This is a genomic window from Cytobacillus sp. ABV4_503 (genome assembly GCF_056158445.1).
Map to the genome: position 1 here is coordinate 3,024,479 of NZ_JBSWTH010000001.1, position 14,998 is coordinate 3,039,476.

Here is a 14,998-nt window from a genome sequence, read left to right on the forward strand (position 1 = left end):
TATAACATCATCTAATTTGATTCCTTCTAAAGGCACGGTACATTTAATAAAAATAGTATCCACTGACTGGTGCAACTAGCCACTAAGGTGAGCATAAATCTATGAGACACCGGTATTAATCAAATGAGTGGCATAAAATAGCCTTCTGTATCCATTCTTGCTATATCCCCAGTAAATATTGGTGTATGTATTCTAGGTCGGTGCAGTGGATTTAAACAATTTACTGGTGATGCTTCCGATAAACCATATCCCTCAGATATTTTCACATTGAACTTTTCCTCGAATTTTTCCAACAATGAAACTGGCATTGAAGCTCCTCCTGATACACAAAGGCGCATATTCGTAAATTCCATTGGATTTCCTTTTTCGTTTGAAATAAAAAATTATACATAGTTGGTTCACCAGCAAATACTGTAGCTTCATACTGATTTGAAACTTGAAATACCTCTTGCGGATTAAACTTAGTCAATATAAGAATGGTAGACCCACTTACTAGCGAGGCATTTATGACAACGGTCAAACAAAAAACATGAAACATTGGCAGACACGCTATCACTTTATCATTCTTTGAATATTTCAAGAATGAAACTACATCACGTGCATTACTATATAAATTATAATGGGTGTGCATGGCTCCCTCTGGCTTCCCGGTGGTGCCAGAAGTGTAAAGAATAGCTGCTGTATCATTGTCATTAATAGAAATATCCGGGGGCTCATTCAATCCGGCATCCAATACATCAAGAAACGTTTTCATTTTCAATTCAAATGAGTTGACAAATAGTCGTTCTTCAGATGTTTGGCACACTATGATGTTATTTATATAGGACAAGTTTGGTTCTATTTTCTGCAATAATGGAACGAGAGAATCGAGACAAATAATCGCTTTAACATCCCCACTTTGAATGATATGAGTTATCTCATCTGGAGTGAATTTTGGGTTTATTGGTATGACAGTTGCTCCTGCTTTTAATACTCCGTACAATCCGATCATGAATTCTGGAGAATTCCCTAAAATTAATGCTACATTGTCTCCTTTTTTCACACCCATTTGATTTAATCCACTAGCAAACTCTGTAACAAACTCAAAATATTCCTTATATGACGTTTTTTCTCCCTGAAACACGTAAGCAGTATGATCTTCATATAATCTTACTGTTTCTTTCAACGCACTTAGTAAATTCATATAAAATCCTCCTAAAAATGATTGTCTTCTCAACCATATTTCAAAAGCTGAGCTTGACTAATCTTTATTGTATTCGGGGGTTATTACAGATTCCTTACTAAAGAGGTTACAAAGCAAGTTATCAGACGAAGTAACATGGGTTGAACCGAAAACCATAAACGTAAAGCATTAAAAAAATTGCCTGCCACCGCTCGGTGGCAGGCTTTAAAAATATGTAGTGAAATTTTCTCGAGATAATGATCCTTCTACATCCTTTTAGCAATTCACTTAACAGCACTGAAAAGGTGGTGTGAAACTCACCGATGGTACATTATCAATGTTGTTACTTTTATTCATTCCTAGGGTCTTCACTTCGTATCCTGGGAAGACTCTCGAATTTAACTACCGTTTTAAAATAATAGGATAGGAGCGAAAATACTTTTATAAATAGCAACATTGGATTTACTAAGATGAACCTTTGTTCACTCAAAAAATAACAAACCCCACTGAATCAAAGATTAGAGTGGGGTTTATCTAGGGTTAGAAATGTCTCGGAGTATGTCATCTTCATTTCTCTCTCTTTACCTAGTTAAATGTTTCTAGTTTAATAATTCACTTATACCTAACTCTTCAAGAATATCTTCAAGCGTTTTACCACCTTGTTTCTCTTTTGGCACTGGTGCATTTTCAAACATTTCATTTACACTTAAATAATTTTGGACAATGAATTTCATATCTCCTGTATCTATATTTCCATCCTGATTAATATCTGCTTTTAATGGTCTTTTTCCTGGCTTATTAATATGATTTTTTAAGAAGAATGCATCTTTAATATCAATGACCTGGTCACCATTGACATCACCAGCTAATTGTAATCCGGGATACATTCTTTCTTTCACACCCAATACTTCACCATCTATCACTTCACCTGCAGTTACTGTAGTGTGTGATTCAAAGTGACCCGGCACTTTCACAACTACTTTATAGGTCTCTTCTGAAGCTGGAATCCCGTGAATTTCAAATTCTGATTTAGACGATTCTATAAGCTCTCCTTCATATTTAGCTCCATCTGGTGAAACTGCAGTAATTTCAACACCTTTATCATGTAAATCTTTATCTACCCACCCTTCCTCATGAAGGAATGCTTCAGGTCCTAAATATCCCCATATAACAGAATGCTTAGGAACTATTTCCAGCTTTTCTGTAGTAAAGCCTGGTACTTGTACAGCTTCATTTTCTTCTGCCTTTTGATATTTAGCTTCGGTAATGTTAAAAGATTGAATGTAATCATAAAATTCGTCATTTATCACTTTGAATGTAACGTCTAGTATAGGCATATCTCCGTCTATCCCATCCAAGTCATCTCCTTCTATGGTTGCTCGAATGGGAACGGTATTCTCCCAGAGGTCCTGGACGATTTCCCCTACTTCTACTTTTGTACTCCAATTCTTTTCCTCTGCATTTTTCAATAATTTTGGATTAATTTTGGCATCGACAAACTCGTAATAGGAATTTTGGTAACTGAGCTTAAATTCTCCTCCTATTAACTCTTTAACATTGTTCATCGTTAATGTAACAGTTACTTCATCACCCAAGTACAGTTCATGTTTATCAAGTTTGGCAGCCGCATAAGTTTCGCCTTTCCCAATGAAGTAGTACTGATGCATCCCCCCTCCTTGATCTCCAGCTGTTGCAGCATCATAGCCATAGAACATAAAGTCAACATATTGGCCGTTTGCTACTTCTTCCGGAGTAACACCGAACTTGAAGCTTCCGTCCGATTCAGGTGTGAAATAATGGGTTGGCCAACCAAAGCCTTTACTATCATAGCCAACGACAGTATTTAAACTTTGGTCAAGTGGACTAAATTGGCCATCAATATTATTCTTTATTTCTTTTAATCCTTTTTCTTTCATTAAATCAATGTTTGAGTCGTAAATTTTTCCTTTAAACCAATTAATACCTTCTTCATCATTTTCATTATACTCAATTTCATAAACACCAGGCTCTTGTTCCATCGTTATTTCCGGGATTTGATTATCAATAAATACATAATCTGATGGATTAAACATTTCTCCGTCTTCATTGACACCCATGATTTCAATTTCATATGCACCATCAGGGGCTACAGCCATGTGTTCACTGATCGGATTTTCTTCATCGCCAGTAAATGGATAGTATGCGCCACCCCAAAAGACAAATGGAACTAAAAAGTCCATTCCCAGTTGTTCGTTTAAAAATTCTGGATTAATGTATCCAAGGTATCCTAAATATTCACCTGTATCCCCATCTTTTACAACTAAATCCATGGTTTCCATCGGACTTCTTAACCCTACATATAAAAATGTTGCTGGAGTATTCATATGTGCATGGTATTGACTTCCATCCGACGCAAATGCAGGCCGGTCAACTGTATAGTTAATTCCTCTATCAGCTACAATAATGGAGAAAGGAATTTGATAGTTTTCATGATTGTTATTTGCATTTGTAAAATGAATATATCCTTCATATGTTCCTGACTGCGCTGCTGAAGGCACTTCTATACTTGCGCTAAATTCAACCTTGCTGTTTGCTTCAACAGATACTGAGTCTTTTACATTCATTGCAACACCGTTTGTTTCTGCATTCTTTGCCCCTGAAAGATCAGAAGACAATAATTCTACACTTACATTAAAATCTTTCTTTTGATTACTGTCATTTTGTAATTCTACTTTTCTGCTATCTGCTGTTGATGAATCTTTTTGTTTGTAATGATATCCATAAGCAATCGCTCCTGTAATATCATCAATGACAATTTCATTAAGAGAATCATCTAAAGATTGAGTTTCATCCATTACTTGAAACTTCACATCTGAATGAACAGCATTACCTGGATCGACTCTGCCGGCACCCACTTCAAAAACGCTGTAATCCTCACTTAAATCATCCGCAGTATTCATTAATGCCGTTTTAACATCAAATGGTGAATAGTCAGGGTTATTTTGGAGTATTAGCGCAGCAACACCAGCAGCATATGGTGTGGCCATGGAAGTACCAGACATTCTTTTATATGCGTATTGATAATTAGAAGAGTCTTCCTTATCGTTAATATAAGAAGGAACTGTCGAAAAGATATCAACACCTGGTGCTGTAATTTCAGGCTTAATATCATACGATTTTGAAGCTGGCCCGCGAGAGCTGAAGTCAGCTAATTTATCTCCTTCTGTTTTAACTTCACTGATTTCGTTAAATGTAAGCTTTGTCCCTTCTGTTAATTGATCTTTTAGGCTCTCACCGTCTTCTTTTGACATAGTGAAAGCAGGAATATTGTCAATTCCTTCACCTAAATAGGCTGAAATCCCTCCATCAACATTATTCCAAATAATCACTGCACTTGCTCCAGCATTTTTAGCGTTCGCAATTTTTTCATTAAATGGAATTGTACCTCGTTGAATCAAAGCTAATTTACCCGTAAAATCTTTTCCATCAAAATCCTCAGCATAACCTAAACCTGCATTAACGATCTCTAGTGGTGAATCGATTAATTCTGTTAAATCATTATCAAAATGCTTTGCTAACAACTGTAAATGATAGGAGTCATCCCCCACTTGTCCGATTGCAGCAGGAATATTAATAGAAACATCACTAGCTCCCACCGTTATGGCTAATGCTGCTGTTCCAGGAGAACCCAGGGTATAGGCATCCGGACCAGAATTTCCTGCAGCTACAAGAGCTACTGTCCCTGCTATCATCGCATTATTTATAGCGATGGATGTTGGGTAGAGTGGATCATTCACACTCGCTCCCAGTGATAGGTTCATGATATCCATACCATCTTCAACCGCTTTATCAATTCCAGCTAGAACCGAGCTAGTACTCCCAGAACCATATGGCCCTAATACACGATACGCATATAAATCGACTCCATTCGCAACACCTGTCACGGCATGTTCTGAATCGGCTTCACCTTGTCCTGCGATAATCCCTGATACATGTGTTCCATGTGATGTCCAATATGTAGCCCCATTCCAAGTTTCTGGCCAAGCAGTATGATCTAAACCCTGCCACTCATCATGTGTTGCTTCCATTGGGTCATCATCAAAATCTACAAAGTCATAACCGCCTTTGTATGCATTTTTCAAATCTGGATGGTTATAATCAATGCCTGTATCCAGGACACCTACTTTTAATCCTTTCCCATTTATTCCTTCGTCATGAAGTCCATCAACCCCTAAGAAAGGAATACTATCAATCATCGAGGGGGAAACGGTTGTCTCTTTTTCTTCTACAGGAAGATCCAGCTCCGAGCTCTTGATCTAGCCAAACAGCTTTAACTTCTCCTAATTTAATGAGCTCCATTACTTCTTTTGCTGGTAATGTCATCGAAACACCGTTAAACGCATTTTTATATTCTTTGTTAATCTTATTTTTTTTAGCTGATTTTGATTTGTTAATTTTAGCTTTAAAATCTTTATGGGATTTATCTACTTTTTCCTTAGCCTCTTTAAGACCTAAAGCTTTAGATGATTTACCTTTGACTTTCTCTTTTGCCACTTGCACTTCTGCAGGATCTACTTGAAATTGAACGATTATTTCCAGCTCTTCGTCATTATTTAGATTTACATCAGAAGGGATACGTAATTTCGCTGCCTCTTCAGAATATAAGTTATTAAGTTGTGCTCTTTGCTCTTCTGTTAAATTCTTCAAAAGACCTTCAACATCAGAAATTCTTGTATGATCATTTGATGCTTTTTTCGAGTATTCTAACCCCGTTGCAAACGAACTTATTGGAGTCGCAAATAAACAATAAACCAATACTAATGATGTGATTATTTTTAATGCATAAGACTTCAAGCCTCTATTCCCCCTTTAGAATTTTGCAATCGTTTGTTTTTTATTTTCTTTCTTTTTTGATAGTAGGAGATCTCTGCTAGACTTATAAACTTAAATTATATACTTTTCATAGACAGCTCCTTTCGCTACCCTCTGTTCATGAATCCAAGGGTATATATCGGGGGTCATGTAAATCGTTTCTAAAGGACTTGATACCGATTTTCACATAAACATCCCTCTTTTCATTTTAGAAAGTAAACATACTTCGCAAGTATCATACTTTTTCAAACTTACAGAGTTCTTACAAAGTGGGAATATTATATTTTTTCAAAAAATTTATAGCTTATAAAATGCATTGGGAAAACAAAAAATCAGGGGATCACCCCTGATTTTTTGTTTTAATTATGCTATTTGATATATTCTTTACTGGCTAATACATCGGCAATCACATCAGTCGGAATGGTAAATTCACAAACGCCCATATACCCTGGCGCGACTTCGTATTTATTAAATACGATAACAAGCTTTCCTTCATTGTTAATATAAAAGCTTTGGTCTTTAGCTATGGTTTTAAAGCCCAGTGCATCATCCAGCCAATAAAACTTGTCGGGGTCTCTTTCCATTTGACTCTTCATCTGTTCCTTTATATTTACGTTTATTAGGTTTATATAACTTTCATCCTTAAATATACTCGGCAAAGTTATCAAAAGTTCATGTTTCTTGTCGATCGTATCATAGGTATATTCTGAGTATGAATTCACCGTGCTTACAACATATCTGCCCACCGAAAGAATTTGATCATTGTCGGTTTTTACATCATATCCGCTTTCTACACCCAGATGACCCCCGCCATTCTTCTTTACTTCCTCTATTTCCGCCATAAAATCATTGTACAGTTTTTTACTTTCTTCCAGGTATTTTTTGTTCAAGGTGGATTCTAATGTTTTATCTTCCATATTCGTAATGGAAGGCACTTTTATTTCTAATTTAGCTGATTCCTCATCTACTTTAAATTCTGTAAAAGTCAATACCTTAACGAGCGAGCTAACAATAGGCACTCCTGATAAGGCATTTGCAAGGCTTGGGCTCGCATTAATCCCTGTGATAAATATCAGTACTGCTGCTCCGGCCCCAACAAGACGATTCATTATGTTCACATTTTTTTTCTTTTTTTGCTTGAGGGCTTTTTTTACGATAAAATCCAATTCGTCTGGAATAGGGATATTTTTATATTCTTCCTTTAAAGCTTCCAATCTCTTATCCATTAGATTAATTCCTCCTCAGCAATGATAATACGTAATAATTTTAATCCCCTGTAGAGCCGTGTTTTCACTGTATTAATATTTTCATCTATAATTTCAGCGATTTCCTCTAGTTTTAAATCTTCAAAAAAGCGCAGTATAATAACGGTTTTGTATTGAATGGGTAATTCCTCCAATGCATTGGAAAGATCAAAGTCATTGTATGCATCTACTGTTCCATGACTTAAAAATTCAATCGTTTGATCATCCACAAGGGTGAATTTTTTTTGTTTTCTTAAAAAATCGATCGACGTACGAACGACAATTGTATAAAACCAGCTTTTGATCGATCCAGCTTTTTGGATCGTTTCGATTGAGATAAGTGCTTTTTTTATTGATTCCTGGACGATATCCAAGGCATCCTCTTGATTTTTCACATAACTGAACGCCAAACGATAAAAATCCTCTTTGTGATCATTTATACAGGTGACGAATAGGTCATTCACATCTTTTTTCTTCATTAGTTCAAATTGCCCCTTTTTGCAAAATACGTTTTTTATAAGTTGTTCGAATTTTAGACGGAGAAACGTCATTAGAAAGTTTCATTGGCCTTTTCCAGAACTCGGTCCACCTTAAGAACATTATCATCCTGGGTAAAAAAGTTAGACCAACCTATTCTATCTCTCTTTAAACAACCTGTGTTGAAAAATATAATTAAGTTTGTTTTCAAAAAAATAAGGAATGCAGTGATTCTTTCTTTATTTTTTATGAAACAAAATGATTGGATGGTCACGTCTATTCATGGGAATGATTTTTGTTCCTGTCCCCAAATGATAAATAACATGACTACTTGGGGAGCAGTACAGTTTATTGGAGGAATAGTTTATGTCAGGCAAGGAACAAAATCACCGTTATATCCATGGATTGGATGGACTAAGAGCTTTAGCAGTACTATTTGTCATTGCTTACCATTTTAATTTCAGTTGGGCTAGAGGAGGGTTCCTCGGAGTAGATATCTTTTTTGTCTTATCAGGATACTTAATTACGTCGATAATGATCCCGTCACAAGGACAGAGATTTACCATTAATTTGCGTACCTTTTGGATTGGAAGGATGCGGCGTCTAATTCCAGCTGCCTATGTCATGATTTTGATTACTATCGTATGGGTGACGTTATTTAACAGAGATCTTCTACATACCGTAAGAGGAGATGCTATCTCTTCTATTTTTTATACAAGCAACTGGTGGTTTATTTTTCATGAAGTTTCCTATTTTGATAGTTTTGGCTCCCCTTCACCACTAAAGAATTTATGGTCATTAGCAATAGAGGAACAATTTTATATCATTTGGCCGATTGTTTTGACAATTGGTTTATACATATTTAAAAAGCAAGGCAAGTTGGCGATTTTTGTCTTTGGCAGTGCAATCTGTTCTGCCATGTTAATGGGGTTGCTCTATGAATCCGGGAAAGATCCCAGTCGTGTCTACTATGGGACTGATACCCGTTCATTTGAACTGCTTATTGGCTGCTGGCTGGCTCTTGTCTGGCCAATGAAGAGACTAACGTCCAAAAAACTTTCTGCCAAGCTTCATCATACACTGAATATAACAAGCATCATTTCATTGGTCATCTTCATTTTTTGCTTATTGTTTGTAGATGAATATCAGGTGTTTTTGTATAGAGGAGGCATGTTGCTATTTTGTATGAATGCTGCGATCCTGATCGCCTGTATTTGTCATCCGGCAAGCCTTCTAGGAAAAATACTCGCCTGGAAGCCTCTACGCTGGATAGGTACAAGATCTTACGGACTCTACCTTTGGCATTACCCGGTGATCGTGTTGAGCACTCCGGTTTATGAAATAGGAAATCCTGCATACTGGCGTGTCGCTTTGCAACTAACCTTTATTTTCATCATTGCGGAACTATCTTATCGTTTTATTGAAAAGCCGATTCAAAAACATGGGTTCAGATCATTTTTTCAGCGGCATTTTGTCATCAATAGGATAAAGTGGGGCAGCTTTTCTTTTGTCAGAAAAACACTAGCGGGGCTCAGCCCTTTAGTCCTTCTGGTTTTTATTACAGGGGTCACGGGTCTAGTAAGTGGTGAAGAACAAAATGATGCAATAGCGTCGTATCCAGATGAAGTAAAAATAATTGGCGGAGAGTCTCCGGGCATCAGCAATCCCAATACGAATCAGGAAAGCACTGCATCTGAGATAAATTCTTCCGATCAAGTTCTTGGCGAAGAATTAAAACCAGGAACCGAACGGAACAAAGAAACACCACAACAGGAGAAAAAGAATACAAATGATGAACCTCAAAATCTACCGGATACTGGAATACTGGCCATTGGAGATTCAGTTATGATAGATATGGCTACTAGCTTGCAAAAAATATATCCTGACATCACGATTGATGCAAAAATTGGAAGACAAGTTTCACAAGCTATCAAATTGGCCCAAGGTTATGAAGATTTCAATCATCCGGATAAAACAGTCATCATCCAACTGGGGACAAATGGATATTTTACCAATCATCAAATGGAATCATTACTTAGTACTTTCTCGCAGGCTCATATTTATTTAGTCAATACACGTGTTCCGCGCTCATGGGAGGGCAAAGTAAATCAAGCTTTATATAAAAAAGCTCAAGAGTATGAGAATGTTACATTGATTGATTGGCATTCTGAAGCTATTGACCACCCTGAATATTTTGCAGCAGACGGTGTCCATTTATTGCCAAAAGGAATTGAAACTTTAACAGATCTTATCAACCAATCCATCTTTCCTATAGCTTTAGAATAATAATATTTATTATTAAGTCATGTGCATACACTTAAGATCTCGCACCTGATAAAAAGTGGTTTTAGTCCTATTATCCCTTTCGGCAACATGCAAAAAATTGCATAAATTCTCCTGCTTTACACATAATAATAAAAATTTATGGCAGAGGTTTTTTAAATGAAGTTAAAAAACGGCGGGAATAATAGCGGCTTTGGCTCATTCAATACAAACAAGCAAAAATGGGTTGAAAATTTTTCCAACTCAAATGACTTTGTCCATTATCATACCTCTACAACAGAAGAAGATCCATTTTGGATTTCTTATTTTCGCACGCTTATTTCATCTGACACCTTGCATAAAGATGTTCTTCCATACTTACAGGAGCAGTTTTCATTAAAAGAGTTAAAGAGCATCATTCCAGTTCAGGAAATGATTCTTACCAGGGATTCAGATGAAATTATCCAAAACATCATGAATGGATATATGGCTATTCAAATACATCCTCATGATGATAATTGTTTATTAGTAAATATTGCAAACAGTAAATTCCGAGATGTAGGAATGCCAACAATGGAAGCATCTGCACTTGGCCCTCAAGTTGGATTTATTGAGGAGTTAGATACTAATATTAATCTCATTCGAAAAAGGTTGCCTATATCAGAGCTTATTGTCAAAGAAATGACTGTCGGAAAATTATCAAAAACAAGAGTTGCAGTATTATATGTGAAAGGAACTGCTGATCAGGAAAATATTAATACTGTAATTCAAAGGATCAAAGATATTCAATATGATCATATTCAGGATAGTTCGTATATCTCATCCATGATAGAGGACAATTCAAATTCTCTTTTTCCACAGTCGATTGCTACGGAGAGAGTGGACCGGGTGGCAGCTGGTCTTTCTGAAGGAAAAATTATCATTGCAGCTGATGGATCACCAAATCTGATTATTCTGCCAGTAACTTTTATGGAAGCCTTTATTGCCATGGAGGATTATAGCTACTCCTGGATTATTAGCAATTTTTTTCGGATTTTACGTTTTTTTGCCGTGTGGATCTCATCTTTTGTCACTCCGATGTACGTGGCAATCATGACTTATCATTACGAATTAATACCAGAACGTTTACTGGAGCCGCTTGTAGGGTCAAGAGCAACTGTCCCTTTTCCTCCATTTCTTGAGGCACTGTTCTTAGAACTAATGATTGAAATGGTAAAGGAGGCAGGAATTCGTTTACCCCTAAAGATTGGACAATCACTTGGTGTTGTAGGCGGTATTGTAATTGGGCAGGCAGTGGTGGAAGCAGGCTTAACCAGTAACGTATTGTTAATTATCGTGGGACTTGGAACTTTGGCTTCTTATACATCCCCTGTATATAAGTTCAGCAACACCATTCGATTTATTAAGTTTCCCGTTATTTTTCTTGCTGCATGGCTGGGTTTAATTGGTGTATATATATACTTCATATTCACAATGATCCATTTGCTAAGACTGACGTCACTTGGACGTCCTTATATAAGCTTTTATCCAATACGAAAAACTTCAGTTCAGGATCTATGGGTAAGACTTCCTTTTTCCAAGCAAAAATATAATCCAATAAATTTAAGGCCACAAAAAAAGAAAAAATTTACAGACAGCAAAAAGAATCTTGAGCCAGTGAATGATTTTTATGAATAATTTTATGGGGTGATTTCTTTTGAAAGTAAGTATAAGGCACCAAGTCTCCCCTTATTTAGTCTTCTTCATTATTTACAATTCCCAGGTAGGTGTTGGAATTTTAAGTTTTCAAAGGACGATTGCTGAGAAAGCAGGATATGATGCATGGATGGGTGTCCTGGCCGCAGGCTGCCTGGTCCAGGTCTTTATTTGGGTTATGTATAAATTGTTAGGAAAAGCAAATGGGGATATTATTGATGTGCACACTGCTGCTTTCGGCAATCTTCTAGGGAAATTCTTAAGTTTTTTCATTATCTTCTACTACGCTTTAGCAAGTCTATCTGTCATGCTTGAATTCATAGAAATTATCCAAGTGTGGATGTTCCCGACTGTACCATCATGGGTTATTTCAGCCTTCATTTTATTGCTCGTTTATTATTGCATTTCAGGAGGATTCCGCGTAGTTGTCGGCCTGTCTTTTTTATCTTTTATTTTTCCGCAAATATTGATATTGGTTCTCTATATATTCCCATTAAAAATTGCCCAGTTTTCTAATTTGCTGCCCATTATGAATCACTCCTTTATGGACATGCTTGACTCTGTTAAAAGCTCGATGTACACCATAGCCGGTACAGAGGCATTATTAATGTTCTACCCATTTATCCGAAATCCCGATGAATCCAGAAAGTTTGCTCATCTCGGTGTACTTTTTACAACACTTCTTTATACCACTTCTTCTATCGTATCTTTCACCTTTTATAGTGAAGAGCAGTTAAAAACAACTATTTGGCCTGAGCTTTCTCTTACGAAAACCATTAAATTCTCTTATTTGGAGCGATTCGAATACTTGTATATCTCCATGTATTTAGTTATTGTGACGGCATTAATCTCACTTTTGTTATGGTGTTCAAGCAGAGGATTAAAGAAAATTTTTAACATGAAGCAGAAGTATGCTTTATTGTCTCTTAGCTTAGGAAGTGTATTGATTTGTCAATTAGCTAACGAGCAATTTGGGGTTATGCTTGATAAATATATTACACAGATGAATTTATACGCTTTTTACGTCTATATCCCTATGCTCCTGCTTTATTTTACTTTGTTTAAAAGGGGGAACCAAAGTGGTTAAGTGTGGAGCTATTTCGATGATGTTAATATTTCTGCTAACTGGCTGTGCCTTACTCCCCACCTCTATTGTTAACGAGATTGGCTTGATACAAGGCGTCGGCTATGATTGGGCGGACGAAGGAATAATAGGGACACTAGTATATCCAATAATAAAAAAAGAACAATCGACAAATACCGAAGTCAAATCAGCATTCGGGCAATCCAGCAAAGAAATACGGACTAAGTTAAATAATGAAACACAGCTACGTTTAGTAAGCGGACAACTCCGGCTGGCTCTTTACGGAAAGGAACTGGCAGAAAAAGGGATAAATGATTTTGTAGATACGTTAAACCGGGATCCATCTATCGGAAGCATCGTTCAATTGGCAATTGTGGATGGTGAATCTAAAGAGCTGTTAAATTTGAATAAATATAAAGATGAGAATATATCCATTTACATACAAGAAATGCTTGATCAAAACATGGAATCAGGCCAGCTGCCCAAAACCAATTTACGAACTTTTTTATTTCAATTATTTCAAATAGGCCAGGATCCATATTTACCATTAATAAAAAATATAAATGGCAGCATCAGGATCAATGGAATGGCGTTTTTTAAATATGATAAGTATATTACATCTATCCCATCGGAAGACATTTATATTTTCAAAGCATTAACTGAAAAAAACAGAAGTAATGGTCTGGAAGCATTTAAGCTTGAAAATGGTGATAAGGTGGTCCTTGAGACGATTTATTCAAATCCTCAGTATAAAGTCAAAATTGTGCGGGGCAAACCGGAGTTTACTGTTACCCTTAAAATGAGAACTAAACTTCAAGAATTTTCTTCTTCAAAGAAACAAAGGCAATCTTTTGATAAAAAGAAATATCAAAAAGAGATAGAGCAGCAGCTTGAAGAAGAAGCTGTCAAAATCATTACGCATCTCAAGGAACAGCAAGTTGATCCATTAGGATTAGGAGCAAAATATAAGGAACATTATCGTTCATTTGATAAAAAGGAATGGGAAACGTATTATCCTGATGTTAAAGTTTCTATTAAAGCAAATGTTGAAATAGAGCAAACTGGAACTATCGATTAATCAAGGGATTGTCTATTCACCTTAGATGACGCTTAAGCAGAGATTATATTATATGCCAACGGGAGACAAAAAAGATTTGGTTGTGGTCTAAGGCACAAATTCGATTGAGTTTTTCATTGAGAGAGGGATAAGCAAAATAATGTTCTGCCCCGTTAGTGTTAGACACCAAATAACATTTAAGGGGCAGAACAGGTAGGATCCGCTTTTCATTGTTATAAAAACAGCAGCAAGCTGAGCGCCATGACGGCCATCCCTGCCACAAGACCATAAATAGAGGTATGGGCTTCATCATACTTCTTGGCAGCCGGCAATAATTCATCAAGAGAAATGAACACCATTATCCCGGCAACTGCGGCAAAAATGACACCAAACATGACATCGTTTAAATATGGCATTAAAATCAAGTATGCCACAAATGCGCCGATTGGCTCTGACAGCCCTGATAAAAATGAGAGCTTAAAAGCCTTCTTCTTGCTCCCAGTGGCATAATAGACAGGAACTGAGACAGCAATCCCCTCTGGAATATTATGGATTGCGATAGCCGCAGCAATGGCGATTCCCAGCGACGGGTCCTGGAGTGCCGATGTAAAAGTAGCAATTCCTTCCGGGAAGTTATGAATCGCAATTGCCAACGCTGCAAAGGTCCCCATTTTCAAGAGTGCCGGATCTTCGACGACCTTGCCTGCATCATTCATTTCTTCAACTGTTCTCACTTCATGCGGGTTATCCTTTTTAGGAATAAACCGATCAATTAGTGCAATAAGGACTATCCCCCCAAAAAAACCTCCAACAGTTGCCCAGTTGCCGTTTACTTGACCTAATGCTCCTACAAGTGCATCTTTTGCTTTTACAAAGATTTCAATCATAGAGACATAAATCATTACACCTGCGGAAAACCCAAGTGCCAATGATAAAAACTTCGTATTCGTTCTAGAAGTAAAAAAAGCCATTAAACTGCCAATACCTGTCGCTAAGCCGGCAAACAATGTGAGACCTAATGCAAATAATACTTCCTGCGACATTTCACTCTCTCCTTTTTCACTGTTGCCAAAAAGTTTCTCCAGGGCAACTTTTGCCTTAAAAAAATATATATCCAAGATTACTAAAAGTATATGCGCCTATCTTAAAAAGTTTACTTTGGTAAA

The 14,998-nt window shown here is 36.8% G+C and carries 11 protein-coding genes; 4 read left to right on the plus strand and 7 right to left on the minus strand.

Annotation, left to right across the window (positions count from 1 at the left end; all coding sequences use genetic code 11):
• Window positions 1–119: 119 nt before the first annotated feature.
• From ACXAD1_RS15115 to ACXAD1_RS15140, 6 genes are all read right to left on the minus strand, one after another.
• Window positions 120–353, minus strand: coding sequence for an AMP-binding protein (locus ACXAD1_RS15115; protein ID WP_474910497.1), 234 nt, complete (start codon window positions 351–353; stop codon window positions 120–122).
• Complete coding sequence (locus ACXAD1_RS15120; RefSeq protein WP_474910498.1) at window positions 263–1,183, minus strand: AMP-binding protein; 921 nt, start codon at window positions 1,181–1,183, stop codon at window positions 263–265. The genes ACXAD1_RS15115 and ACXAD1_RS15120 overlap by 91 nt, the downstream gene beginning before the upstream one ends.
• Before the next feature lie 578 nt (window positions 1,184–1,761).
• The gene (locus ACXAD1_RS15125) at window positions 1,762–5,397 is read right to left on the minus strand and encodes a S8 family serine peptidase (RefSeq protein ID WP_474910499.1); all 3,636 of its coding nucleotides are present in this window, start codon (window positions 5,395–5,397) and stop codon (window positions 1,762–1,764) included.
• Window positions 5,390–5,995 (minus strand): protease inhibitor I9 family protein, encoded by a 606-nt coding sequence (locus ACXAD1_RS15130; RefSeq protein WP_474910500.1) that lies wholly within the window; start codon window positions 5,993–5,995, stop codon window positions 5,390–5,392. Before ACXAD1_RS15130 ends, ACXAD1_RS15125 begins: the two co-directional genes overlap by 8 nt.
• 386 nt (window positions 5,996–6,381) lie before the next feature.
• The gene (rsiV, locus tag ACXAD1_RS15135; protein WP_474910501.1) at window positions 6,382–7,239 is read right to left on the minus strand and encodes an anti-sigma-V factor RsiV; all 858 of its coding nucleotides are present in this window, start codon (window positions 7,237–7,239) and stop codon (window positions 6,382–6,384) included.
• Entirely contained in the window at window positions 7,239–7,736 is a 498-nt protein-coding gene (locus tag ACXAD1_RS15140) for an RNA polymerase sigma factor (protein ID WP_474910502.1), read from the minus strand. Before ACXAD1_RS15140 ends, rsiV begins: the two co-directional genes overlap by 1 nt.
• Before the next feature lie 364 nt (window positions 7,737–8,100).
• Between ACXAD1_RS15140 and ACXAD1_RS15145 the strand changes: the two genes are divergently transcribed.
• From ACXAD1_RS15145 to ACXAD1_RS15160, 4 genes are all read left to right on the plus strand, one after another.
• Window positions 8,101–10,020: an acyltransferase family protein gene (locus tag ACXAD1_RS15145; RefSeq protein ID WP_474910503.1), complete on the plus strand. Its 1,920-nt coding sequence runs from the start codon at window positions 8,101–8,103 to the stop codon at window positions 10,018–10,020.
• A gap of 156 nt (window positions 10,021–10,176) precedes the next feature.
• A complete protein-coding gene (locus tag ACXAD1_RS15150; protein ID WP_474910504.1) occupies window positions 10,177–11,673 on the plus strand; it encodes a spore germination protein in 1,497 nt (498 codons plus the stop codon).
• 19 nt (window positions 11,674–11,692) lie between these two features.
• Window positions 11,693–12,778, plus strand: a complete 1,086-nt coding sequence (locus tag ACXAD1_RS15155; RefSeq protein WP_474910505.1) for a GerAB/ArcD/ProY family transporter — start codon at window positions 11,693–11,695, stop codon at window positions 12,776–12,778.
• Window positions 12,779–12,794: 16 nt separating this feature from the next.
• Window positions 12,795–13,853, plus strand: a complete 1,059-nt coding sequence (locus ACXAD1_RS15160) for a Ger(x)C family spore germination protein (protein WP_474910506.1) — start codon at window positions 12,795–12,797, stop codon at window positions 13,851–13,853.
• Between the two features lie 212 nt (window positions 13,854–14,065).
• Here the strand turns inward: ACXAD1_RS15160 and zupT are convergent, their stop codons facing one another.
• On the minus strand, window positions 14,066–14,875 hold the full coding sequence (gene zupT, locus ACXAD1_RS15165; RefSeq protein ID WP_009333594.1) for a zinc transporter ZupT: 810 nt from the start codon (window positions 14,873–14,875) through the stop codon (window positions 14,066–14,068).
• Between the last annotated feature and the right edge of the window lie 123 nt (window positions 14,876–14,998).